The following is a 22,412-nucleotide window of genomic DNA, read 5'->3' on the forward strand; positions in this document are numbered from 1 at the left end:
CAATCGCTATGCTTTCTGTATCACAATTTCCATCTACTCGGCCACTTCATGGATTTCATATTGACTCTACTATACCAAATAGGATTGTCATATACAATCGCGTTTATACAGTTGTGCAAATATCGTCAAAATAGGCAGACAGTGATTGATTGCGCCCGGTCTCATGCCACTCGTGATAAAGGCGGAATACCTGCTGGACATCCCCATGATGGAACTCAACGATGTCTTTCACCTTCAAAAAGCTGCGCCAGTAATCAAACATGATGCTCGGTATCGAACCTTCATATGTACCTGATCCGAAATCATCCAATGAATGGCCGCCATACTTTACTTGATGAGCCTTAACTAGATCATCTTCCACTTTCGTCACTTCATTGAAATATTCTTCGCCAAGGAAGCGTCGCGGCAAATAAAAACACATGCCTTCTTCAAACCAGATGGAATCCTCGCGGTCGTCATCAAATTCATCCACAAACAGCGCACTATGATGAGTCAACTCATGCGCCAGAATTTCAAAAAGATGATCCTCGCCAAACTTCTCATAATAAGCTTGGATCTCAGGCAACTCCTTCCCATCCAATTGAAGCAACATCAAGTCCCGCCATTGCTCGAGCTCCGGCGATAGGTAAATGAACTCCTCATTCGTATATGCCGGAATCGGAATAGTGGAAAACACAGTCGTCGCGAGTTCAGTCGATGTCCAAATAACAGCTTTCGGCATTTCCTCCAATCGATAGGAGGAGCGCAGTACTTCCTCGTATTTCCCCAGCCTTTCCATTTGGCGTTTGATCAAAGCTTCGTGTTTTTCGCTCTCCTCTGTCGTTTCAAAGCACAAGATAGATTTCATGAAACAGTCCCCCTCTTTATACAAACCATTCTAGCAGACGGATTCGCATTAATTCATACAGTTGCTTTTCCGATGCCGCTCTTCTATACTTTTTACACAAAATGTTTTTTCGTTACTTATCAATGGGAGGTTTTATATATGTTGAAGACTACAGTATTTGAACAGTTGAAAACGGCTATGAGAGAGAAAGATACGTTATCCAAAGGCGTGCTCACTTTATTGAAATCGGCGCTTGACCTGGCTGAGAAGGAAAAAGGGGCTCCACTTACAGAGGAAGAAGAGACAGCGATCGTCAACCGGGAAATCAAGCAGACCAACCAGGCGCTCGAAGGGGCACAAAGTGCACAGCGGGATGATTTGATCGAACAGGAGAAAGCGAAATTGACCCTGTTGAAATCATTTTTGCCAAAACAATTAACTGAGGAAGAAGTCGCGGCTGTATTGACAGAAGCGGGTGTTTCCCAAGGAATGAATATGGGCGATGCGATGAAAATCGCCAAACCATTGCTCGCGGGCAAGACAGATGGCGCCACGATGTCAAAAGTAGTGAAAAGCTTAATTCAATAAGAAGTTGAAGTCCCCTGCCTCTGAGCAGGGGATTTTTTGTATAAAAAAAGGGAGCTGGATCTGCTCCCTTTTCATCGCCAGCTTTCCATCCTGATTCCGGCGACCGAGCAGCAGGACGAGGAAATTGTCCCCATGTCAGTCAGCTGCAGAAACAGGTGTCCTCCTTCTCTTACCAAACAACGTAGCAAGAAATAAAACACCAAGGAACAAAGCGTACAAGAAGAGATAACTTACTTCCGTATCCAGCTCCAAGAAAAAGCCGCCTAATATTGGGCCTGATAAACTACCAATGCTAAAGAATATGCCACACAGCAAGTTGCCTGTAGGTAGCAGCGATTTCGGCGTCAAATCGGACATATAGGAAACGCCAAGCGAAAAGACAGAACCTGCGAACAAGCCTGCCATGAAAAACATAACCATGACAAGGACTGCATGATCTCCTACCAAGCCGGCTCCAAGAAAAGATAAACTGCCGCCGCCAAATGCCACTAATAAAACGGGCTTCCGTCCAATTTTATCCGACAACATACCAAGTGGAATCTGCGTCAGTATGCCGCCAAGCGCAAAAGCGGGAATGATCAGGGATACCATCGAAAGAGGAATTCCATTGCGCAGAGCGTAGACCGGATACATCGCATTGAGCGATGATTCCAAAAAGCCGAAGCCGAACGGCCCAAGAAAAGCAATGCCCGAGATCAGGATCGTCGCCTTAAATTGCGAACCCGGCCGCCCCTTCGCAACGTCCCGAGGGAGCACATCCGGAAAATCATTTCGCAACAGGAAAACAGACGACCACGCTAGAACGCTCAGACCGGCCGAAACAATAAACGGCAAACCTTCAAAAATATCAACAAGCGGTACAAACATAGGTCCAATCGCAAAACCAAGCCCGACCGACAGGCCATAAATGGAAATGCTCCGGCCTAATTTATGCTGGGGAACGGTGCTCGTCAACCACGTCTGCGTCGCAAAATGGAGAGAATGGTCCCCAATCCCGACAAGCATGCGGAGGACAAACCAAAAAACAACATTCTTCCATAACGGAAACGCCAGCAAAGACGCCAGCAAGCAAAGACCACCAAAAATGATAATCGGCTTATACCCATATTTCCTTAGCGGTGCCTCCATGAACGGCGAGACGAGCAGCGTCCCGATGTACAATCCGGTCGCATTCAACCCGTTTAACGTACTCGAGACCCCTTCCCTTTCAAAGATGGTCGAAATCAGCGGAAGCAGCATGCCCTGCGAAAACCCCGCGACCGACACAATTAACACGAGCACCCAAAAGCGATGCTGTTCAACCATTTGACGAATATGTATGACAGACTCCCCCCTGCTACTGAAACGCTATACCATATCGTACCATAAGTCAGGTACGTCAAAAATATTGCACTGGGTGACGAATCTGTGAATCGGTTGGCTTATTCTATCTTTTTTTAAAATGAAACATGGGATTCGCCAAATACATTCGGGTAGGCGCCAAATTAACCGGCAAACGCGCCAAATCCGGCCACCCGTGTGCCAAATAACACAGCAAATCTGCCAAATTCGGCGACCCATGCGCCAAATAACACACCAACCTCGCCAAATCCATACGACAAATCCATAAAATGAACAGTGGTGAGCACCCCTTTTCGCGCTCACCACTGTCTCACTCATCTATTCTGGTTTACTATCATTTCTACGACAGATGGAAGAATGCCGCCGTTCAAGTAGCATTCCTTCTCCACTTCATTATCGATTCGCAAGATGACCGGGAAATGGAGTTCCGTACCGTCTTTTCGAACTGCTTTCATGTCGGTAATTTGCCCGGCAATGAAGGATTGATCGTCCACGCCGCAAATGGAGTATGTTTCGCTGCCGTCCAGGCCGAGGGCTTCCGCGGATAGGCCTTCTCCGAATTGGACAGGAAGGACACCCATTCCGACGAGATTGCTGCGGTGGATTCGTTCGAAGCTTTCAGCTAAGACGACTTTCACTCCAAGGAGTGAGGTGCCCTTTGCCGCCCAGTCGCGCGAGCTGCCCGTCCCGTATTCCTTCCCGGCGATGATGATCAAATTGCGGCCTTCTTCTTTGTAGCTCCGTGCCGCTTCGTACATGCTGACTACTTCACCTGTCGGACGGTGTGTCGTAAAACCGCCTTCCTTCCCGCCGGCCATCCGGTTCCGCAATCGAATGTTGGCGAACGTTCCACGTTCCATAACAAGATGGTTGCCCCGTCTTGCTCCATAGTTGTTGAACGAGCGCGCCTCGATTCCCTTCTCACTCAGAAATCTTCCCGCTTCGCTATGAACGGGAATTTGTCCAGCCGGCGATATATGGTCAGTTGTAATCGAGTCGCCCAGCACCGCAAGCGGGACCAATTCCCTTGTGTTCTGCTCGATAGATGTCTTTACATGGCCTTTGTCAAAATAAGGAGCCTTCTGAATATAAGTCGACTCTTCATTCCATTCATACTGCAAGCCATCCGGCGCGTCGATCGACTCCCATGTTTCGTTGGAATCAACCCGGCTGTATTCGTCCCTGAACAAGGAAGCGTCAATTGTATTTGAAATAATGGATTGCACTTCATCAACGGTCGGCCAAATGTCACGCAGATAAACAGGAGATCCCATGGCGTCCATGCCAAGCGGCTCTGTCTCCATATCGAGATCCACTCGGCCCGCCAGAGCAAACGCAATTACCAGTGGCGGCGATGCAAGATAATTCGCCTTAATGAACGGATGGATACGTCCTTCAAAATTCCGGTTTCCGCTCAGCACGGAGGCTACGATCAGTTCCTTGTCCTGTATCGCCTGTTCCACTTCTGGCGCCAGCGCCCCGCTATTTCCGCAACATGTGGCGCAGCCATATCCGTCAATATGGAAGCCAAGTTGTTCAAGCGATGCTAAGAGACCGGCTTTCTCCAAATACTTCGTCACGACCCGCGACCCCGGCGTCAGTGTCGTCTTGACGTAGCCAGGTGGCCGCAGCCCTTTGTCCGCTGCTTTTTGAGCGAGCAAACCAGCAGCAATCATAACGGAAGGATTTGATGTATTCGTGCAGCTGGTGATAGAGGCCAAAACTACAGCACCCGTTCCGATCCGGTTACCATCTGGCTCCGCGGAAGGCACTTGGTCTGTCCCATAGCCGCCTTCTGACACTGGTTTCCTAAGTACATCGATGAACGCGTTTTTCATTGAGGCTAGCGGATTTGTATCCTGTGGACGTTTCGGCCCGCTTACTGTCGGCACGATGCTTCTCAGATCAATTTCCATCGTTTCCGTATACTCCGGTGCTTCCTCTTGTCCTGAAACAAATAGGCCTTGCGCCTTCCAGTACGCTTCAGCTAGCGGAACAGCTTCACCTCGTCCTGTATTTCGGAAATAATCGAGTGTCCGCTCGTCCACCGGGAAGAAACTCATGGTTGCGCCGTACTCCGGGGCCATATTGGAGATGGTCGCCCGGTCTGGCACCGAAATATCCTGCACGCCCTCCCCAAAGAACTCGACGTACTTGCCAACGACCCCTTTTTTACGAAGCATGCTTGTTACCGTCAACGCGAGATCCGTCGCCGTTACACCTTCACGCAGCTGCCCTTTCAACTGGATGCCGATCACTTCCGGCATGACAAAATACAGAGGCTGTCCAAGCATGGCAGCTTCCGCCTCTATACCGCCGACGCCCCATGCGACGGTGCCAATACCGTTTACCATCGGCGTGTGGGAATCCGTACCGACAAGCGAATCCGGATAAACCCATGGTCCGTCACTGCGTGTCTCGGTTCTGACGCTAGTTGCCAAATACTCCAGATTCACCTGATGGACGATGCCATTGGACGGCGGAACGACTCCAAAGTTTTTGAAGCTTTTCTGCGCCCATCTCACGAACGAATACCGTTCCGCATTCCGCTCGTATTCCAGTGCGAGGTTGCGGCCGAATGCTTTCCGGTCGCCCGCATGTTCAATGATAACCGAATGGTCTATGACGAGATCTACTGGAATCATCGGGTTGACGGATGCAGGATCCCCGCCCCTGGAAGCGACGGCATCCCGCATGGATGCAAGATCCACAATCGCCGGAACGCCCGTAAAGTCCTGCAGGACGATGCGCGCCGGCTTGAACGGAACTTCCGCAGCCGGGCCGCATCCCCAATTTGCCAGCGATTGCACATGCTCCTTAGTAATATAGGTTCCATCGTAGTTCCGAAGCGCCGATTCCAATAAAATCTTGATTGAATATGGCAAAGAGCCGACCGTGCTGCACCCGAGCTCCTCAAAGCGCCGCAATGATATGTATCGATATTTTTTTCCGTCCACTGACAGTTCATCCATCAGTTCCGTTATCTTTAACTCCATTAGTTGTTGCATCTTCCTCACACCTTTCCAGAAGCGTTCTTCATTCCGGTATATAACAATAGCCGGTCATCATTCGGCGAGCCGTCCGATCCAGACCGACCGTTGCAACGTCTTGCCCGTCCTCCGTCAAGGAGACGGCTACCTCGGCTATCCCGTCCGGGTGGCCGATGCGGACAACTTGCCGGCCATCTCTTGAAGAGCCCCGGAAGGCATCTCCCGGAATCGTGCCGGAAATTAATAGAACCGCCGCTAAGTTATAAAGCCCGCTTCCTGCGAATGTCCGGTGAAACTTTCCCATGGATATCATTCGTGCGATGACATCTACTTCATTTGCCTTGATTTGCCGCCCGGAAGTTGAAACATAATCAGCCGGGGGCGAAACGAGTGCGATTTTCGGAATCGAAGGAATCGCTTTTGCTGCTTCAACGGTTGGGGAAAGCCCGGCTTTCACTGCCCCTGTCAGCCGGATCGCTTCCAACTTCTCCAGCAGCCCTTCATTCGCAGCAAGCACTGTGTTCGGCTCCGTGCCGTCCAATCCAAAATCCGAAGTGGATACGAACACGAAGGGATTGACAATATCCGCAATCGTCACAGTATATCGTCCACTCGCGGTTTCCACTTCTGCCCTATGGCCGCAAGGGAATGTAGCGCCTGTCTTGCCACCGCCCGGTGAAAGGATGGACACCTCAATTCGTGCCCCTGGACGATTCAGCCCCGGCATGAGGAAATCTCCTGTCGCTGCAGCGCACCCCTCTGCAGTAACCGGAACTTCCATACGGACATTCCGGTCGATATTTGCATTGTGTACAATTACAGATACTGAGGTGCTTCCTTCCGGCACCTTCACATATCCCTCGTCAATCGCGAATGCCCCGATGGCCGCCATCAGATTGCCGCACGTTCCCTCCGCATCCACGACAGGCGTGCCGATGCCGACTTGGTAAAATGTATAAGAAAGGCAGGCATCCTTAGCAGCGGATTCCCCTATCACCATCACCTTGCTCGTATGTGAGGTTCCTCCGCCCAGGCCATCCACCTGGGACGGATTGTATGCGTCGATCGCCTCCATGAAAATCCGATTCCATTCTGACCGGGACGCGGGCAAATCCTCTTCTTTGAAGAAAATCCCCCGGCTCGTCCCACCTCGGTACACTGCACATTTAATCGGTCTTTGTTCCATGCGAATCAACTCCTGTTCATTCCGGCAAAATGGTTTTGGCAATTTTTCCGTCGAGCGACTCATATTCCTCGAGACCGATCGTTTCGTACAAATCTTTCCGTGTCTGCATGCGGTCAAGCTTGCCCTTTTGCGAGCCCATTTCGAAAATCTCGGTGAACACCTCTTCGTATGCTTTGGCTGCCGCCCGCAAGGACGTTACCGGATAAATGACCATAGAGTAGCCAAAAGACTCGAATTCATCGGCTGTATAATAATCTGTCTTTCCGAACTCGGTCATATTAGCAAGCAGTGGTACATCGAACAGGCTTCCGATCTTCCGGAATTCCTCCTCCGTCGTGAGCGCTTCCGGGAATAATCCGTCCGCTCCTGCTTCCACGTAAAGCTTCATCCGCTTCACCGCAGCGTCCATCCCTTCTACAGCGAGTGCATCCGTGCGCGCAATGACGACGAGAGAAGGGGCCACCTCTTTAATTGCTTTAATCTTCTGTGCCATTTCCTCTGCTGGGATCAATTTCTTGCCGTTCAAATGGCCACATTTCTTCGGCAGATCCTGGTCCTCAATCTGCACGGCCGCCACATTCGCTTCCACCATTTCTTTCGCAGTCCGGGCGACATTCAAAACGCCGCCAAACCCTGTGTCGATATCGGCCAGCACCGGCAACCCCGCTGCCCGTGTCAGTTCCCTAGCGCGTTCCGCTACTTCCTGCGAATGCAAAATACCGAGATCCGGCAAGCCGCGGCTAGCTGTAAAAGCGGCGCCTGACAAATAGAGCGCCTCAAACCCGACCCGCTTTCCAATGAGTGCTGACATTCCATCATGAGCACCAATAATTTTTAAAATGGGCTTTTGTTTAATTCGCGCTAAAAACTGCTCCGCCAGTTCCTTTTGCGTCTTCTGTTCTGTAATAAGCCATGTCATATGTATCCCTCTTTCTTTTTTTCAATAAAAAATCGACCAATACCCGTACATTGTCGCTATCAAGATGGCAAACCATGTTCCCATCGATAGCGAACCGATTTTCAATAAATCCTTCTTCGAAAAATGACCGTATTCATAACTGATCAAATGGATAGGCGACTGCGTCACAAGCAGAAATCCCGGTATTCCCATTAAAAACACACCCATCGCCAGGAAAAGCGGGTTTTGATCCGGGAATGCTTGCCCGACGGTAACCGCAATCGGTAAAATGATCGTCAAAAAGCCGAGAACGTTCACGAACACCAAGCGCAACAATGCCGTTACAGCAAGCAGCAAAAGAACAATCCAAACATAGGAATCGGTCGCAAAAAGTGTAACGAGCATGTTTGCGAATGCATTTACCGCGCCGGTCGCAATCAGCATATTCGACAGCATTAAAGTTGCCGCAAAAAACAAGATGAGATCCCATCCTATTTTTTTACTCGCCTGTTCCCATTTCCAGACACCCGAATACGGCAGCATCGTCAACGCAGCTCCAAGCAATGCAACAAGCGAAACGGAATACCCGTGAATGCTTTCGGTCATCCAAAGCAACACCACTAATACAATAATCCACAGCACTTTGATTTCCGGCACGCTCATCTTGCCAAGCTTCTCAATCCTGTCATCCATCAGTCCCTTTAGGAGTTGCTTATCGATCGGCTCAGGTGGAAAGATGAAAATGAAAAGAACATACAGCAACAGGATGAATAGCAGGATCGGCGGTCCCATGAAGACAAGCCATTTTACATAATCAAGCCCTCCCGTCAACCCGCCAAGCAGTCCATATGCATAGATCGTCGAACTGGCTCCCGTGGCCACGAAGGCTCCAGAAATGGGGACCATGAATGTCAGGCCGATGAACAGCGACTTTGCCACGTTTTCTACTTTGCACATAGCCCGTAGATTCTCAACGATTTCATCCAAAACGGATGCGACCAGGCTCGCTTTCCCCACATTGGATGGAATAAAGAGAGATAGGACAAACATTAGGATGAAGGAGAAAAATATGAGTAGCCGGCTGGACCCTCGCGATAAGGCAAGCAGCTTTAAGGACAACCTGCTCGCGAGTCCCGATTCGATGAATGCGCCGGCTATAATGAAAGTCGAAAAAAGCAGCCAGACAATTTCTGAAGCAAAGAATGACAATGTCTCCTCGTAAGAAAAAAAGTGGAAGGATAACATGAGCATGAGCAACACGGAACTGAATGCCAATGGAAAGACCCCACCAATCCAAAGAGCTTGGATAATGATGAGGCACATGAACGCTTTTATGACTAGCGGCACTTGGAAAACCGGGAGGAAGGTGAACACGTAAGCAAGCAGACAACTAAAGAACAATAGCGTTTTCCTGCTTTTCATTGCCAACACTTCCTCTAGAATTAGTTTTCGCTCAAGTTTCTTTCCATCTTGCGCTTCCTAAGCCATGACGATAGGAACGGGAACCCGAGAGAAATGATTGTCATGATGACTAGCGCGATCGTAATTGGCGATGCGGTGAGCATTCCGAATACATTCGGGTACGAAACCAAACTCATCCGGAAATTTTGCTCCATGTCCGAGCCGACAATAGCAGCTAAAATCAAAGGCGCAACAGGGAATTTCAACATTTTCATAACGAGTCCGATTATGCCGAAGATAATAAGGATCACGAAGTCCACCGTCGTGTAACCAAGGGTATATGTACCGATAAAGGCAAGGAGCATAATAATCGGATACAAAATACGAGGCGGCGTATCCAAAATCTTTACAAGCAAACCGACAAGCGCAATGTTTAAAATAACAAGGAAAATATTACCTACAAACATACTGTTGATGAACGTCCAAACCATATCCGGGTTGTTCTCAAATAACAATGGCCCCGGCTTCATGCCAAGCATGACGATTGCGCCAAGGATGACCGCGGTCGTGCCGGATCCTGGAATTCCCATCGTCATCATCGGGATAAAGGCACCGACGGCAGCAGCGTTATTGGAAGACTCTGGCGCAGCGAGACCTTCGACTGCCCCTTCTCCGAATTCCTCCGGCTTTTTAGAAATCTGCTTTTCCATGGAATAGCTCAGCATGGACGCGATTGCGCCGCCAGCTCCAGGAAGAACCCCGACTACAAAGCCAAGCGGACCGTTCCGGATAATCGGCCATTTAGATCGTTTCCACTGTTCTTTCGTAATCCAAATCTTCCCGACCTTTTTCTTTTCGCCGACCGGCTTATCAATCGACAAGAAGTTATAGAGCACTTCACCAACTGCATAAATTCCGATGATAACGACGAGGAAGTCAATACCTTCACTAAGATGTGGATTGCCCATCGTAAAACGGTAAACACCTGTCTGCAAATCGATTCCAACTGTACTGATCATGAGACCGATCCCCATGGAAATAAAACCTTTTACCATTGCACCCTTCGCAAGGGATACAATCGCCGACAACGTAAATACCATTAAGAGGAAATACTCAGCCGGACCAAATTTCAACGCAAACCCTGCGAGAGGCTGCGCAAGTACGATGAACCCAACAACCGCGATCATACCGCCAATAAGAGAAGCAATTGCGGATATCGCAAGCGCCTGTCCCGCCTGTCCCTTCTTCGCCATCGGGTACCCATCGAACGTCGCAGCGATCGCCGAGCCATCCCCTGGTGTATTGAGCAAAATTGAACTGCGCGATCCGCCATACATCGCTCCGTAATAAATCGCAGCCATTAGAATAAGCGCACTGGTCGGATCCATTCCGAACGTGATTGGAATCAGCAACGCGATTGCTGTTGCAGGTCCAAGGCCGGGCAGCATGCCGACGACTGTTCCTAAAAATCCACCGAGCGCAATCCAAAACAAGTTGGCTGGCTGTATGGCGGTTAAAAATCCATCCACTATCACTTGCATATCTTGACCCATCTTTTATCCTCCTTTCTTACGGTAAACTCACTTGCAGCAACGTGCCGAATGCATACCACGTCACAAATGAAAAGATAACGGCAACCAATACATTGGTAATCCACTTTTTCCGTCCGTTCAGCAAGAACAATAGTCCGCCGAGGAATAAAATGGTTGAAATCAAAAAGCCAATACGCTCAAATACCAACGTATATAAAACCATGAGTACGAGCGATACGCCCAGGTAGAGCGGCGCTTTGCCTTCTCGAAGCCCTGCAAAATCCTTAAATGCCACACCTCTCGCCTTAAACTCCTGGAACAAATAGACGAGGCCGCCACCAATTAGAATAATGGCGATCAATACCGGAAAATACATTGGCCCATTCGGATTTCCGAGGTTCGATTTCGGCAGGTTCAAGGAAGCAATTAAAAATATGATACCGAGTACAACAGTGAACAAAGGGGTAATGAACCGTACCATTTTCGCTTTCCTCCTTTGGAAGATGAATTAAAAAAGGGAGCCCGCAAAAGCGGGACTCAACCTCATGCAAGCTTACTTTTTCAAGCCAGATTCTTCGATCAAATTCTGGTACATCGTTGTTTGCTCCGCAAGGAAAGCTTTTGTATCGGCGCTGTCCTTATAGAAATCTTCCCAACCGTTATTTTCAAGCAATTCTTTCCAAGCATCTGTCTTCACCATTTCAGAAAGGGCTTCATCCCAATAAGCAATTTGCTCTTCCGTCATGTCTGGCGGTCCAAGAATTCCTCGCCAGTGAGGGAATACCATATCGACACCCTGCTCTTTCCATGTAGGAACGTCAGGAAGCTCTTCCAACCGCTCATCAGAAGTGACTGCCAACACTTTAAATTTCTTTGCAATATGCTGCTCCGAAGATTCCGATACAGCCATTGTCGCTGCATCGACATGTCCGCCTAGCAAACTCGTAACGACGTCACCGCCGCTCTCATATACGAGGAAGTTCAACTTCGTCACATCAACGCCATACGTCTTTGCAGCTTGCACAAACGATAAGTGGTCATTGTTTCCAAGACCCGGTGCAATACCGATTTTCACAGATGAAGGATCTTTCTTGAGTTGCTCCATAAGCGCCTTGGCATCCTGATAAGGCGAATCATTCGGCACCGCAACTGAAATCCATTCAGTCGTCAACGTCGCAATCGGAGTGAAATTTTCATAAGTCAAATCACTTTGGCCTAATAGATTATTCGTAACCAACAAACTAGAGTCGATCGCAAGTGTATGAGCATCTTTTTTCGATAGATATTGCCAGCCCACTTCACCGCTTCCGCCCGGCTTATTGACGACCGTCATGCTTTGGTCAACAATTTTCTCTTCCTTTAAGATCTTTTGGATTGCACGAGCAGTGGCATCCCATCCGCCACCTGGTGTTGCAGGAGCTACAAATTCAATATTCTTCTTTGGAAACTTATCGCCATCACTGTTGGCGGATGAACAAGCACCCAACACCAAAAGTAAGGACATTCCTAAAAACAAAAGCGTTTTCTTCATGAAATCCTCTCCCAACTTAAAAGTCTCTTTGTTCATAATACATTTTCATTTTTGTCTTGTAACCGTTTACAAATTTAAGTCTATTAAATTTTTTTAATTAATTTTGTTCATTTTGTTCACGCAAAAAAAGCATCTTCTCAGATGCTTCCAGACAGTAGAGAAAGATGGGTAGACGTGCTGACAAATTGGCAGGTAGCGCAACTATGCTTTCCAAGTAATTGGCTCCCACTCTGCAAAGTCAGCTTAAAATGGCATTCAACTTTGCAAGAGCTCTTCTATGTGTTAAATAAAACCGCAAAGTACTGACTTCTCATATTTATTCCAAGCTCGAAGCCATCTTCTTTTATCCTCATAAAGAAAAATACTTTCTCTCCGGCCTACCAACAATGCCATACTCCAATTCGGCGCGTAGCTCCCCTTTGGAAACTAGATATTCCAAGTAACGCCTGGCGGTTGTCCTAGAAGCACCGAGCTGTTCCCCGACTTCTTCTGCTGTCATCCCTTCCGGCAAGTACGCACAAATTTGCTGGACTTTTTCTAACGTCAGAGGATTAACTCCTTTTGGCAAATCGATGCTCTCCGTTTTTTGAAAATCAGGCCGTCCAAATAGCAAATCAATGGACGACTGATCTTCAATCTCTCCATTTAGAATCATTTCACGTCTTTTCATATATTGTTCAATCACGGCCTTCAATTTGCACAACTCAATCGGTTTCACTAAATAATGAAAGGCTCCTGCCGCCATGCTACTTGCAACCAATTCTCGTTCCCTTGCAGCCGTGATCATAATAAAATCCGTGCTCGGATATTTATATTTCACCTCACGAATCAACTCCGTCCCGAGTTGGTCAGGCATATATATGTCGAGTACGATTAAATCGACAGGCATTTTCTCGAGAAATTCCCATGCCTCTTTCGCACGGAGTGCCTGGCCGACAACCGTGATACCTTCTATTCTTTCCAGCAGCTGCTGATGAATGCCGGCAATCCGATAATCATCTTCTACTATCAGTACATTAATCATTCTGTTCTTCCCCCACGTTTCCCCGTTTTGGTATATAGACGGTGAACACCGCCCCTTCCTCAGAACTCACTTGAATATCTCCCCCAAGATCCTTTACGATCCGTTTGACATTCCAAAGTCCGAATCCACGGTTCAACTCGTTCTTCGTTGAGTAACCTTGGTTAAAAAGCTCATCCTCCTTGTCCGGCGGGATCCCTCTACCGTTGTCGGACACTTCAAAGATAATGTAGTCGCCAAGGTCTATGGTAAAGAATGTAACACGGCCATCAGTCTGTCCGGCCGTCTCTTCTAAAGCATTGTCAATTAAGTTGCCAAGCACTGTCGTCAAAGCACCGGGACTAATAAATTCCGGAAGTGGTTCCAAACTGCTGTTTTCATCTATTTCGAAACTAACTTTCCACTCAGACGCCTTGCCCAGCTTCCCAAACAGAATCGCCTGCACATTCGTATCTATCAAGTTCTCTAATATAAATTGGCTCGTATGATCATTTATTTCCATTTCCTTCTGTATGGTGCAAATGGCTTCTTCATATTTCCCCAGCTGCATCAGCCCTGATATCAAATACAGTTTATTTGTAAATTCATGAGTCTGGGCACGCAAGTCATCGGAATACTTCCTTACCTCGTATAGCGTATTGACGACCTCCATGATCTCCGTCTTGTCCCGCACGGTGTAGACAGCTCCCCTGACATTCTCATGCAGCTGCATCGGACTCACTTGAACAATTAATTTATTATCGTTGTAATTCATTTCAAGTGTTCTGTTGACTGCCGTACCATCATGGTTCAATGGAGAGGGGAAATCAGGAAAGACTTCTGACACTTGCTTCCCCTTAATTTCATTCGATACACCAAGTATCCTCTTTGCAGCCGTATTGACAATGGTCATCTCGCCATTTCGATTTACCGCGATAATACCTTCATCAATAGAAGCCAAAATGGCTTTTCGTTCCATATAAAACTTTGCAATATCCTCCGGCTCCAAACCGAATGTATCTTTTCGGATGCTTCTTGCCAGCAGCAAGCTCAGCAAAATGCCGAGCGCTAAAATAAACAGGGAGAAATATAACAATTTGAACGATCGTTCATACACGATTTCACGCAGATCCGAAAGCAAATAACCTACAGTAACTACGCCGATGATCTGCTTTTGCTCATTATAAATCGGGGCTTTGCTTACGACAGACGGACCAATAATTTCACTGGACTCCATAGAATAATTCGCTCCGAATACAATCGCCTTGAACCCGTCATCAAACTCTTCCTCCCTCCCAATCTTCTCTAGCTGAGGAGAGGCCAGCACTTCGCCTGCCTTATTATGTATAACAATGAACGTTGCATCAATTTGTGCTTCGTAGTAGGTGATCAGCGCTTGCAGCTCTGACAATTTGTATTCACTATCACTGTGGATCACTCCGTCCTGTACAGCATCCATAAAGGAAAGCATCTTGGCCGACTGAAGACCGACCACTTTACTACGGTCCATTAAATTTAAGTAATCCAAGACCAGAAACAAAGAGAGCATGAGTAATATGATAAACGACAGCAGTGAAATGACAGCAAGCAGTATTTTTCTTTGTAATTTGCTTTTAAACACTCAATCACTTCCAGAATAGATTGACTTTAGTATAACGCTTTTCCTAGAGAGGTGATAGACGATTCTTCCTTCCTTGTTACCGCCCATAGGTTCGGCAGCTAATATTCAACGAGAACGGCAGTTTTATCTACTTTATTTTCCTTAATAGATTTATCATTCCGCCCCAATTGAACCGACATGAAATAAATGTGATAAGAAAAGCTCCAGGGGAAATCATCCCTGGAGCTTCGGTTTCGTTTTATGCACTTGCCTTCGCTTCGGTCGGCATCGCCTTTCTCTTCGACAGTAAGAAGACTGCGATCACAAGCAGAGCAACCGTCAGCAGCAATGTATAAACACTGCCCGTAATGCCCGCCACCAGGAAGCCGATAAACGCGACAGACGCATTTAGCAAAGCATAAGGAAATTGAGTTTTGACGTGATCGATATGATCAGCCCCCGCCCCAGTGGACGATAGGATCGTCGTGTCTGAAATAGGCGAGCAGTGATCGCCGAAAATACCGCCCGATAAAACAGCGCCTATGCAAACAAGCAGTTGGGCATCGAGCGACACCGCCATCGGGATCGCAATCGGCAGCATGATAGCGAAAGTTCCCCAAGACGTGCCCGAAGCGAGTGCCATGACCGCCCCGACAACAAACAGGATAGCCGGGATGATGAATGCCGGCACATTGCCTTTCATCACTTCAACGATGAAAGCCGCCGTTCCCATTTCCGCAATGACCTTGCCAAGAGACCATGCCAGAACAAGCGTCGCTGCGACATATACCATCTTCTGCATACCCGTTGTATAAATATCAAAAATCTCATTAAACTTTTTCACCTTATACACAATCATCAGAATGATAATGGTAATGGCTGCGAACAAATACGCTGTGCTGAGTGCCACACGGAAATCACCGCCCGGCACTGGAGTAACTGGAAAACCTTTAGAGATCAGCAGGCCGAATAAAGTGACGAAAAGCACAAGCAAAGGAAGCCAAATGAGGATGGCACGGCTGCCGTTCGTGTATTCCGTCATCTCCTCCGCTTTCCGCAACGGCTTTGATTCCGGCCAATAAAGCTGGCCAGTCTGGCGCACCCGATTTTCCGCTTTCGCCATTGGACCAAAATCCAGCTTCGTAAATGCGATCAATGGCACAAGAAGCACGGTCAAAATCGCATAGAATTGAAACGGAATGACGTGGATCAACGTGCTGAACTCCGAATCCGCAATGTTCAATTTATCGAATTCAGCACGGATCAGCCCCATTATATAGACGCCCCATCCGATGAAAGGAATGAGCACCGCAACTGGAGAAGCTGTCGAATCAATAATCCAGGCCAGCTTTTCCCTGGACACTTTCACCTTATCAAAAATCTTTTCAAACACCGGACCGACGATGAGCGGTGTGCCGAGATCCGAGAAAAAGATGAGGATCCCCCCGAACCAAGCCGATACTTGAGCGCTTGCGCGTGTTTTTATGTATTTTGCAGAGGATGCCGCCAATGCCGCGCCGCCTCCCGATTTTTCCATCAGGGCAACGAAACCGCCGATGAAAAATAATAGTACGAGTACAGCCGCATTATAGCCATCCGTCAGCTGTGGGAATAAATAATCCCCAATCATGCCTGTCGTAGCGGTCAACGGGTTCCCGCCTACAAGCAGAAGAATGCCGACAAACACACCAGAAAATAAAGAAATAATAACGTTTTTCGTTAGAATAGCCAAGATGACGGCTACAAGTGGCGGAATTAAGGAGAGTAAACCCATATGTTCCATGCCCTTCACTCCTTTCAATGTAATACTGAATAATTATACATATTATAATATAAAAATACAATATGCTTTCTTTCAGAAACTTTCACACAAAAAAGCCACCAGTTGGCGGCTTTTGACGAACGAATTATCTTCTTTGATATTCTATGTCATTCTTTGTCAGTTTCTCTCTAATCGCATTATGCAGTCGCCGGACGTGCTCGGTCTCCGGCAGCGACATCACATCTCCGTCTTTAAAATGGAAATCGAACTTTGGGAAACCTCCTTCTTTCGGGAATTCCCGGTATGTCACAACTTCCACCTCACTCCATGGATACCGTTTTTCAGACGCAAACAATCCACGCTTAAAGGATACATCATCCGTTGCCACACCCACATAATGCTGGGTCCCTTCGGCCATGAATAAAATGAATAATAACACACCGACCGCACTAATCCACTTTGAAGTTTTATTTAGGCGCAATAAAAATAGTATGAAACAAGCAATGAATAAGAACAGCAGGCCGATTCCGTAGAATAAATAGGATTTCGCAGGCGCAAGCACCACCCAAGAATCTGGTACTCCATGCATGGAAATGGCGATAAATATAGGGGCCGCTAGTAGAAATACGGGTGATAACAGAAAAACTCCGAACGTAATAGCCATCATTACATGGCGGGGCTCATTCTGATCCAACATATCCTCACCTCCCTGTAATTTACGGATGAGAAGTGAAATAGTTACAATTAATTTTAAATTTAATTAATTTCACAGGAAGATCGTATCTTCGAAAAATGGGCAGTTATTTTACATCGCAAGTCGTCAATTGACCAAGTACTACAGCCGTTTTTCGATTTCTTCCAAAGAGTCCCAAACCCTTGATTTCTATTGAATTAGGAATACAATAGAAAAGTAATTTACGGAAGGGACCCACAACATGAAAAAACATACTCTATTTATGCGCTACTGGAATCCTTACGTCGTCCTTGTGATTGCGGGAATCCTGAGCGCTTTCTATTTCGGTCTCACGTCAACTGTCTGGGCGGTGACCGGTGAATTTACCCGCCTTGGAGGCGACCTTCTAAAATTATTGGGAGTCGATATATCTGGCTGGGCCTATTATGAAAAGGTACATTTGCAAGGCACGACGTGGAGTCGCCCTGATGGCTGGATGGTATGGGGCATGTTTATCGGCGCCTTGATTATGGTGCTGCTGAGCAATAATTTTAAAATCCGCAAACCACAGCAAAAACGCCGTTATGTACAAGGGCTGATCGGCGGCATCATTGCAGGATTCGGCGCCCGCCTGGCACTCGGCTGTAATTTAGCGGCTTTCTTTACAGGCGTACCACAGTTTTCATTACACTCCTGGATTTTTATTGTGGCAACAGGTATCGGTACCTTCTTCGGAACCAAGTTGACCAAAACCAGCTGGTGGAAAGGACGCCCCACACTGACAAAAGGGGCTGCGAAGCCGTCGACGGTCAAAAAACGTGTAATCCAGCCTTATGTAGGCAGCGTCATTGCCGTTCTCTATATCGGATTGATCGTTTACTTCTTTGCAACCGGGCAAAAATTGCTTGGACTTGGTGCGTTATTCGGACTGGCCTTTGGCATCCTCATTGAACGCGGACAAATCTGCTTTACCTCCGCTTTCCGAGACTTATTTCTCGTCGGACGGAGCCTTATGGCAAAAGCGATCATCATCGGGATGGCCGTCAGCTCTGTGCTAACAATCATCATCATTTCCGTTTATAATTTGACGCCAATTACCCAGATTGCTGCGCCAAGCACGTTTATAGGCGGCCTCTTGTTCGGCCTCGGGATTGTGATGGCATCCGGCTGTGAAACTGGCATGATGTACCGACTGATGGAAGGACAGGTTCTATTCCTGCCTGTATTCGCAGGCAACATTATCGGCGCGACTTTCCTTGCCTATGCTTGGGATCATCTCGGCATTTATTCGACGCTTGTTCAAAGCGGAGCACCCATCAACCTATTGGATTCGCTCCACCCGGTCGGTGCCATCCTCGCCACCTTGGCCATGCTCGGCTTACTCTATGCCCTGACAATCTACCGAGAACAACGATACCATCGAAAACGGACAATGAAGAAAGGAGCGACAGACCATGCAGCCTGAATTGGAACCCGACTTCACACTCGACCTTCGGGGAGAATCCTGCCCCTACCCCGTTATCTACACATTGGAGGCACTCGAAGGCATGAACAAAGGCGAGCTGCTGCTCGTCATTACCGATTGTCCCGGCTCGTTCCGCAATGTGCCGGAGGAAGCCAAGGCACACGGTTATACATTTGCCCAGGAACCCGTGAAAAATGGCCAGGAATATTTGTTTTATATTTATGCGTAAAATAGCAAAAGCCAGACCCTCTGTAATGGGGTTCTGGCTTTTGTTTGTTTTGAATCTATGCATTTAGCAAGATTTTATATGATTAATTCAACAAAGCAAATGCTACCAATGTACCTTGATCGCAAGATTGGAAGCCATTCTTTTCATAAAAATGTCTGACATCTGGTGCTTCTTCTGTTAAAAGAACTTTTTGCCGAACGTCTTTATATTTATTCAAAGCTTGCTGCATGAGTTGAGTTGCAATTCCCTGATTTTGATAAGCATTCAGAACAAGGATGTCTTGGATATACATAATGGTTAACCCGTCACCAACAATTCGAATGAGTCCGACTAACTCATCTCCGTCCCAAGCCGAAATAACATCTAATGATTGGTATAGCGCTTGCTGCAGAACAGCTAAATCTTTAGTATAAGCATACCATTCCACATCATTATATAACTTCTCCAATTGATTCATATTTATGTCTTTACTGCTTTGTAAGCTGATTGCCATTTATTTTTCCTCCTCAAATTTTTAGTTTGAAGAGCTATTCCATAATTTATCCACTGTCTGATGCCACCTTTACTATCTGTTTACGTTCAAAATGGATTTATTCCATTCATCATACTGAATTTCGACAGTTTGCACAATGAGTTTTTTCAAACCAACCCTACTGCTCCTTTTTTTTATCGCCAAAATACTTCCAGAGATAATATAATGACCAAAACGCGGCTCCATAAAGGAGCCAGAATAACAGCACATTCAGGGTCTTTTCGAAAAATTCACTTGGCCCAAAGACAATAAAGCTCACTAAAAAGGTCATGAATATGATTAGCAGAATCCAATAACGCTTATCTTTATATGCTTTAAAACCGAACATGCAATCCCCCTCGCAATGCTTAAATTAGCTATCTCCCAATTCCAAATGACCTTACTTTTCCTCTTTCAATAAAATCTTTTTCAAAGTCGTGTTAATATTAATAAGCGCAATTAATATAAATCCAAGCATAATAAACGTAACTATTTCACCCGTAAAAAAAGCTACGACACCTAGAATCAAGGCATACAACGAATACATGTAGTTATTCAAAAAGACCTCCCCCTCCTCCAGTTTTTTATCCACTTTCACCATTTACCAATATTATACCAATTGCCAGCGGAATAATCTTCCTTTACGGCAGAAAAGTTTAATAAATTCTCATCTTCATAACAATTTTTTTACCAGGGAACTTTTCTCCACTGTCGTTACTCTAATTGGAAAAGGGCCACTCGGAAAGGAGAGAGCACCATTTGTGAAAACATCGAAGGCAGGGTCAATTTATTTAAAACGAATTAAAAAGCAAGACATGCACGCCCTATTGGATTGGTTTGAGGAGCGGCAGTCAAAGTTCTATAAGATCGGATGGAGCTACTTGAAAGATTATCACGACGTTGAAGATGTATTTCATAATACCGTTCTAAAAGTTCATGAAAATATCGGTCAATTGAAGCAAGATCACTACTTTGAAACATGGGTGACGTCCATTTTCATCAATGAATGTCGGGCGATTTATCGAAGAAAAAATAAGCAAGTGGTCGAAAGCCCGCCGGATATGGCAGATGAGCGCCCAATCGAGCATCGGCTGGAACTGATGGAAAGCCTGGACCAGCTCGATAGCCAGCATAAGGAAGTCATCCTTTTGAAATACATACAGGGCTATTCGCAGAAAGAAATTGCAGACATCATCAACGTGCCTGTTGGGACAGTAAAGTCGAGGCTATATAGAGGATTGACGATGCTTCGGAAACTATTTGAAGGCGGTGAAAAGCATGGAGTGTAAAAATGCACAGGACCAAATGATAGATTATCTTGAAGGCAACTTGAATGAATGGGAAAAAAAAGAGTTTGAACTTCATATGGAGGAATGCGCTGCGTGCAAAGAGGAATTGGTAAAGCTTAAACAGCTGATCACCTCCTTGGAGGAAGAGAGTGAGGCCATACATGTGCCGGAAAGTCTTATGAAGAACGTGCGGGCTTCTGTTGCAAGCACGCAATGGAGTAAACGAAAGACAGTTAAGCGCACTGCCTTACTCGGCGCCGCCGCAGCTCTCTTTCTAACCGTCTTCGTCGGCACAGCGATTGCGACGAATGGGTTTGCTACTTTTGCGGACTGGTGGAAAGACTTTGGCAACAAGCAGGAAGAGCAAGTAGAGAACTTTGTTCAGCAGGGCTTGGGTAACAAAGTCAATGCTGTAGCCGAGAGCACTGGCATCAAAATCACAATTACAAATGTCGTAGCAGATGATATGCAAACGCTTGTCTATTATGAAATAGAAGATCAGAAAAGAGAAAACGAATATTTGATTGATTTTTCGCAAGGACTCAAGGTCGACAATCAGGAGGAAATTTTCAACTCAAAAGACGAACCGAGTTATTCTCCTGTCAGTAACCACCTGCGATTGCATTCCGAGAATACCCAAATTTCCAAAGGCAGATTGGGGATGGGACCTTTATCGAAAGAGGAAGGAACCATTCGGCTATCTTTGAATAAAATCCAAAGTCTGGACGGAACTGATGGAGTAGATTCAAGCATAAGAGAACCTGAATATATTGAAGGGGACTGGCATTTTGAGATACCCGTCAAAAAACACCCTGCAATTATTCATGATCTTAACGTGGAGACAGAGTATGAGGGGAATCCGGTGATCATCGACAAACTGACAATCGCTCCAACCGTGACAGTCCTTTCCTATCGTTACCGTAACGAAAATGAAGAGCGTAAGCTAGATGGCTTATCCATCTCGATTGCCGGGATCGAAAGCAAAGAAAACTATGTAACCGGAAGCACATTTGATTTTGCGGGCGTCGGCGGGGCCACGTCTATTAGCAATGGATGGCAGGAGGAGAATGCAACATTTGAATCCCTTTATTTTGAGAATCCGTCCCATGTAAAAGTCCATTTTGGAAAGATGGAATTTAACGTCAAGGAGAAAGCCGATTTCCCAATCGATCCGTCTAAACCGTTCCCGCAAATATTTACTTATTTAGGTACGAAAATCTCCATCGATAAGGTAGAGATCGGACAACCAACTTTGATCACGATGAGTGAAGAGCTGAATGCGAATCGTGTGTACCAATCTATCGACTATCATTTCTCAGATGCAGAGGGACATAATAAATCCACTGTTATTAACGCGGACGGCTATATCATTGATAAAAACGGCAAACAATACAAAGCATATGAGAATTTCTATCGCCTCCATGAACTGGAAGAACCGATCCTCTATCCAACCGAGCATGAAATCCAGATTTCTAGGGAAGATGGAGAAGACTTCATTCCAGCCAAACTGTCGATCGACGGGTACCGGATGATCGAGTATAACGAAAAAGTTGTGGATATTCCTTTGGACTGAAGAAAACGAGAGCCTAT

22 protein-coding genes and 1 other annotated feature (1 of these 23 only partly in view) are annotated in these 22,412 nt (G+C 46.6%); of the genes, 5 read left to right on the forward strand and 17 right to left on the reverse strand.

Annotation, left to right across the window (positions count from 1 at the left end; translation table 11 throughout):
- Positions 1-59: a binding site (T-box leader), on the reverse strand (it extends 156 nt beyond the left edge of the window).
- A 44-nt stretch (positions 60-103) separates the two neighbouring features.
- Entirely contained in the window at positions 104-847 is a 744-nt protein-coding gene (locus tag L7D49_RS01350) for a hypothetical protein (RefSeq protein WP_238078989.1), read from the reverse strand.
- 138 nt (positions 848-985) lie between these two features.
- On the opposite strand from L7D49_RS01350, the gene L7D49_RS01355 reads away from it, so the two are divergent.
- Entirely contained in the window at positions 986-1,414 is a 429-nt protein-coding gene (locus tag L7D49_RS01355; RefSeq protein ID WP_238078991.1) for a GatB/YqeY domain-containing protein, read from the forward strand.
- A 135-nt stretch (positions 1,415-1,549) separates the two neighbouring features.
- On the opposite strand, the gene L7D49_RS01360 is transcribed toward L7D49_RS01355, so the two are convergent.
- The 13 genes from L7D49_RS01360 to L7D49_RS01420 all read right to left on the reverse strand — a co-directional run bounded on the left by L7D49_RS01360 (position 1,550) and on the right by L7D49_RS01420 (position 17,352).
- Positions 1,550-2,719, reverse strand: a complete 1,170-nt coding sequence (locus tag L7D49_RS01360; RefSeq protein ID WP_238078992.1) for an MFS transporter — start codon at positions 2,717-2,719, stop codon at positions 1,550-1,552.
- 179 nt (positions 2,720-2,898) lie between these two features.
- The gene (locus tag L7D49_RS01365) at positions 2,899-3,042 is read right to left on the reverse strand and encodes a hypothetical protein (protein WP_238078995.1); all 144 of its coding nucleotides are present in this window, start codon (positions 3,040-3,042) and stop codon (positions 2,899-2,901) included.
- A 27-nt stretch (positions 3,043-3,069) separates the two neighbouring features.
- Entirely contained in the window at positions 3,070-5,763 is a 2,694-nt protein-coding gene (gene acnA, locus L7D49_RS01370; protein ID WP_238078997.1) for an aconitate hydratase AcnA, read from the reverse strand.
- A gap of 28 nt (positions 5,764-5,791) precedes the next feature.
- On the reverse strand, positions 5,792-6,931 hold the full coding sequence (locus L7D49_RS01375) for a PrpF domain-containing protein (RefSeq protein ID WP_238078998.1): 1,140 nt from the start codon (positions 6,929-6,931) through the stop codon (positions 5,792-5,794).
- Between the two features lie 16 nt (positions 6,932-6,947).
- The gene (prpB, locus tag L7D49_RS01380; protein WP_238078999.1) at positions 6,948-7,850 is read right to left on the reverse strand and encodes a methylisocitrate lyase; all 903 of its coding nucleotides are present in this window, start codon (positions 7,848-7,850) and stop codon (positions 6,948-6,950) included.
- A 21-nt stretch (positions 7,851-7,871) separates the two neighbouring features.
- Entirely contained in the window at positions 7,872-9,251 is a 1,380-nt protein-coding gene (locus L7D49_RS01385) for an SLC13 family permease (protein ID WP_238079000.1), read from the reverse strand.
- Positions 9,252-9,271: 20 nt separating this feature from the next.
- The gene (locus tag L7D49_RS01390) at positions 9,272-10,783 is read right to left on the reverse strand and encodes a tripartite tricarboxylate transporter permease (protein ID WP_238079001.1); all 1,512 of its coding nucleotides are present in this window, start codon (positions 10,781-10,783) and stop codon (positions 9,272-9,274) included.
- A 16-nt stretch (positions 10,784-10,799) separates the two neighbouring features.
- Positions 10,800-11,243 carry a tripartite tricarboxylate transporter TctB family protein gene (locus L7D49_RS01395; protein WP_238079003.1) on the reverse strand — a complete coding sequence of 148 codons (444 nt, stop codon included), beginning with the start codon at positions 11,241-11,243 and terminating at the stop codon, positions 10,800-10,802.
- Positions 11,244-11,315: 72 nt separating this feature from the next.
- Positions 11,316-12,293: a tripartite tricarboxylate transporter substrate binding protein gene (locus tag L7D49_RS01400; RefSeq protein WP_238079005.1), complete on the reverse strand. Its 978-nt coding sequence runs from the start codon at positions 12,291-12,293 to the stop codon at positions 11,316-11,318.
- A gap of 349 nt (positions 12,294-12,642) precedes the next feature.
- On the reverse strand, positions 12,643-13,317 hold the full coding sequence (locus L7D49_RS01405; RefSeq protein ID WP_238079007.1) for a response regulator: 675 nt from the start codon (positions 13,315-13,317) through the stop codon (positions 12,643-12,645).
- Positions 13,310-14,914, reverse strand: a complete 1,605-nt coding sequence (locus tag L7D49_RS01410; protein WP_238079016.1) for a sensor histidine kinase — start codon at positions 14,912-14,914, stop codon at positions 13,310-13,312. Before L7D49_RS01410 ends, L7D49_RS01405 begins: the two co-directional genes overlap by 8 nt.
- Before the next feature lie 238 nt (positions 14,915-15,152).
- Positions 15,153-16,676, reverse strand: a complete 1,524-nt coding sequence (locus tag L7D49_RS01415; RefSeq protein WP_238079017.1) for a Na+/H+ antiporter NhaC family protein — start codon at positions 16,674-16,676, stop codon at positions 15,153-15,155.
- Positions 16,677-16,800: 124 nt separating this feature from the next.
- Positions 16,801-17,352 carry a hypothetical protein gene (locus L7D49_RS01420; protein WP_238079019.1) on the reverse strand — a complete coding sequence of 184 codons (552 nt, stop codon included), beginning with the start codon at positions 17,350-17,352 and terminating at the stop codon, positions 16,801-16,803.
- 238 nt (positions 17,353-17,590) lie between these two features.
- On the opposite strand from L7D49_RS01420, the gene yedE reads away from it, so the two are divergent.
- Together yedE and yedF are read left to right on the forward strand one after the other, a co-directional pair.
- On the forward strand, positions 17,591-18,793 hold the full coding sequence (yedE, locus tag L7D49_RS01425; RefSeq protein WP_238079025.1) for a selenium metabolism membrane protein YedE/FdhT: 1,203 nt from the start codon (positions 17,591-17,593) through the stop codon (positions 18,791-18,793).
- The gene (gene yedF, locus L7D49_RS01430) at positions 18,783-19,022 is read left to right on the forward strand and encodes a sulfurtransferase-like selenium metabolism protein YedF (RefSeq protein ID WP_238079026.1); all 240 of its coding nucleotides are present in this window, start codon (positions 18,783-18,785) and stop codon (positions 19,020-19,022) included. Before yedE ends, yedF begins: the two co-directional genes overlap by 11 nt.
- A gap of 82 nt (positions 19,023-19,104) precedes the next feature.
- Here yedF and L7D49_RS01435 read toward each other — a convergent pair whose 3' ends face one another.
- The 3 genes from L7D49_RS01435 to L7D49_RS01445 all read right to left on the reverse strand — a co-directional run bounded on the left by L7D49_RS01435 (position 19,105) and on the right by L7D49_RS01445 (position 20,092).
- Complete coding sequence (locus L7D49_RS01435; RefSeq protein ID WP_238079028.1) at positions 19,105-19,515, reverse strand: GNAT family N-acetyltransferase; 411 nt, start codon at positions 19,513-19,515, stop codon at positions 19,105-19,107.
- 157 nt (positions 19,516-19,672) lie between these two features.
- Complete coding sequence (locus L7D49_RS01440; protein ID WP_238079029.1) at positions 19,673-19,882, reverse strand: permease; 210 nt, start codon at positions 19,880-19,882, stop codon at positions 19,673-19,675.
- Between the two features lie 51 nt (positions 19,883-19,933).
- Positions 19,934-20,092, reverse strand: a complete 159-nt coding sequence (locus L7D49_RS01445) for a hypothetical protein (RefSeq protein ID WP_238079030.1) — start codon at positions 20,090-20,092, stop codon at positions 19,934-19,936.
- A gap of 202 nt (positions 20,093-20,294) precedes the next feature.
- On the opposite strand from L7D49_RS01445, the gene L7D49_RS01450 reads away from it, so the two are divergent.
- Together L7D49_RS01450 and L7D49_RS01455 are read left to right on the forward strand one after the other, a co-directional pair.
- On the forward strand, positions 20,295-20,822 hold the full coding sequence (locus L7D49_RS01450; protein WP_238079035.1) for an RNA polymerase sigma factor: 528 nt from the start codon (positions 20,295-20,297) through the stop codon (positions 20,820-20,822).
- Positions 20,812-22,395, forward strand: a complete 1,584-nt coding sequence (locus L7D49_RS01455; RefSeq protein ID WP_238079037.1) for a DUF4179 domain-containing protein — start codon at positions 20,812-20,814, stop codon at positions 22,393-22,395. The genes L7D49_RS01450 and L7D49_RS01455 overlap by 11 nt, the downstream gene beginning before the upstream one ends.
- Positions 22,396-22,412: the final 17 nt, after the last annotated feature.

Origin of the sequence: Sporosarcina cyprini (assembly GCF_022048975.1) — a bacterium.
GTDB lineage: Bacteria > Bacillota > Bacilli > Bacillales_A > Planococcaceae > Sporosarcina > Sporosarcina cyprini.

Bases quoted from the DNA above. Each gene is read 5' to 3' on its own strand.
- L7D49_RS01375 (WP_238078998.1), bottom strand. From the start codon at position 6,931: ATGGAACAAAGACCGATTAAATGTGCAGTGTACCGAGGTGGGACGAGC.
- L7D49_RS01440 (WP_238079029.1), bottom strand. From the start codon at position 19,882: ATGTTCGGTTTTAAAGCATATAAAGATAAGCGTTATTGGATTCTGCTA.
- L7D49_RS01455 (WP_238079037.1), top strand. From the start codon at position 20,812: ATGGAGTGTAAAAATGCACAGGACCAAATGATAGATTATCTTGAAGGC.
- L7D49_RS01405 (WP_238079007.1), bottom strand. From the start codon at position 13,317: ATGATTAATGTACTGATAGTAGAAGATGATTATCGGATTGCCGGCATT.
- yedE (WP_238079025.1), top strand. From the start codon at position 17,591: ATGAAAAAACATACTCTATTTATGCGCTACTGGAATCCTTACGTCGTC.
- L7D49_RS01415 (WP_238079017.1), bottom strand. From the start codon at position 16,676: ATGGAACATATGGGTTTACTCTCCTTAATTCCGCCACTTGTAGCCGTC.
- acnA (WP_238078997.1), bottom strand. From the start codon at position 5,763: ATGCAACAACTAATGGAGTTAAAGATAACGGAACTGATGGATGAACTG.
- L7D49_RS01360 (WP_238078992.1), bottom strand. From the start codon at position 2,719: ATGGTTGAACAGCATCGCTTTTGGGTGCTCGTGTTAATTGTGTCGGTC.
- yedF (WP_238079026.1), top strand. From the start codon at position 18,783: ATGCAGCCTGAATTGGAACCCGACTTCACACTCGACCTTCGGGGAGAA.
- L7D49_RS01420 (WP_238079019.1), bottom strand. From the start codon at position 17,352: ATGTTGGATCAGAATGAGCCCCGCCATGTAATGATGGCTATTACGTTC.
- L7D49_RS01385 (WP_238079000.1), bottom strand. From the start codon at position 9,251: ATGAAAAGCAGGAAAACGCTATTGTTCTTTAGTTGTCTGCTTGCTTAC.
- L7D49_RS01390 (WP_238079001.1), bottom strand. From the start codon at position 10,783: ATGGGTCAAGATATGCAAGTGATAGTGGATGGATTTTTAACCGCCATA.
- L7D49_RS01355 (WP_238078991.1), top strand. From the start codon at position 986: ATGTTGAAGACTACAGTATTTGAACAGTTGAAAACGGCTATGAGAGAG.
- L7D49_RS01435 (WP_238079028.1), bottom strand. From the start codon at position 19,515: ATGGCAATCAGCTTACAAAGCAGTAAAGACATAAATATGAATCAATTG.
- L7D49_RS01350 (WP_238078989.1), bottom strand. From the start codon at position 847: ATGAAATCTATCTTGTGCTTTGAAACGACAGAGGAGAGCGAAAAACAC.
- L7D49_RS01400 (WP_238079005.1), bottom strand. From the start codon at position 12,293: ATGAAGAAAACGCTTTTGTTTTTAGGAATGTCCTTACTTTTGGTGTTG.
- L7D49_RS01395 (WP_238079003.1), bottom strand. From the start codon at position 11,243: ATGGTACGGTTCATTACCCCTTTGTTCACTGTTGTACTCGGTATCATA.
- prpB (WP_238078999.1), bottom strand. From the start codon at position 7,850: ATGACATGGCTTATTACAGAACAGAAGACGCAAAAGGAACTGGCGGAG.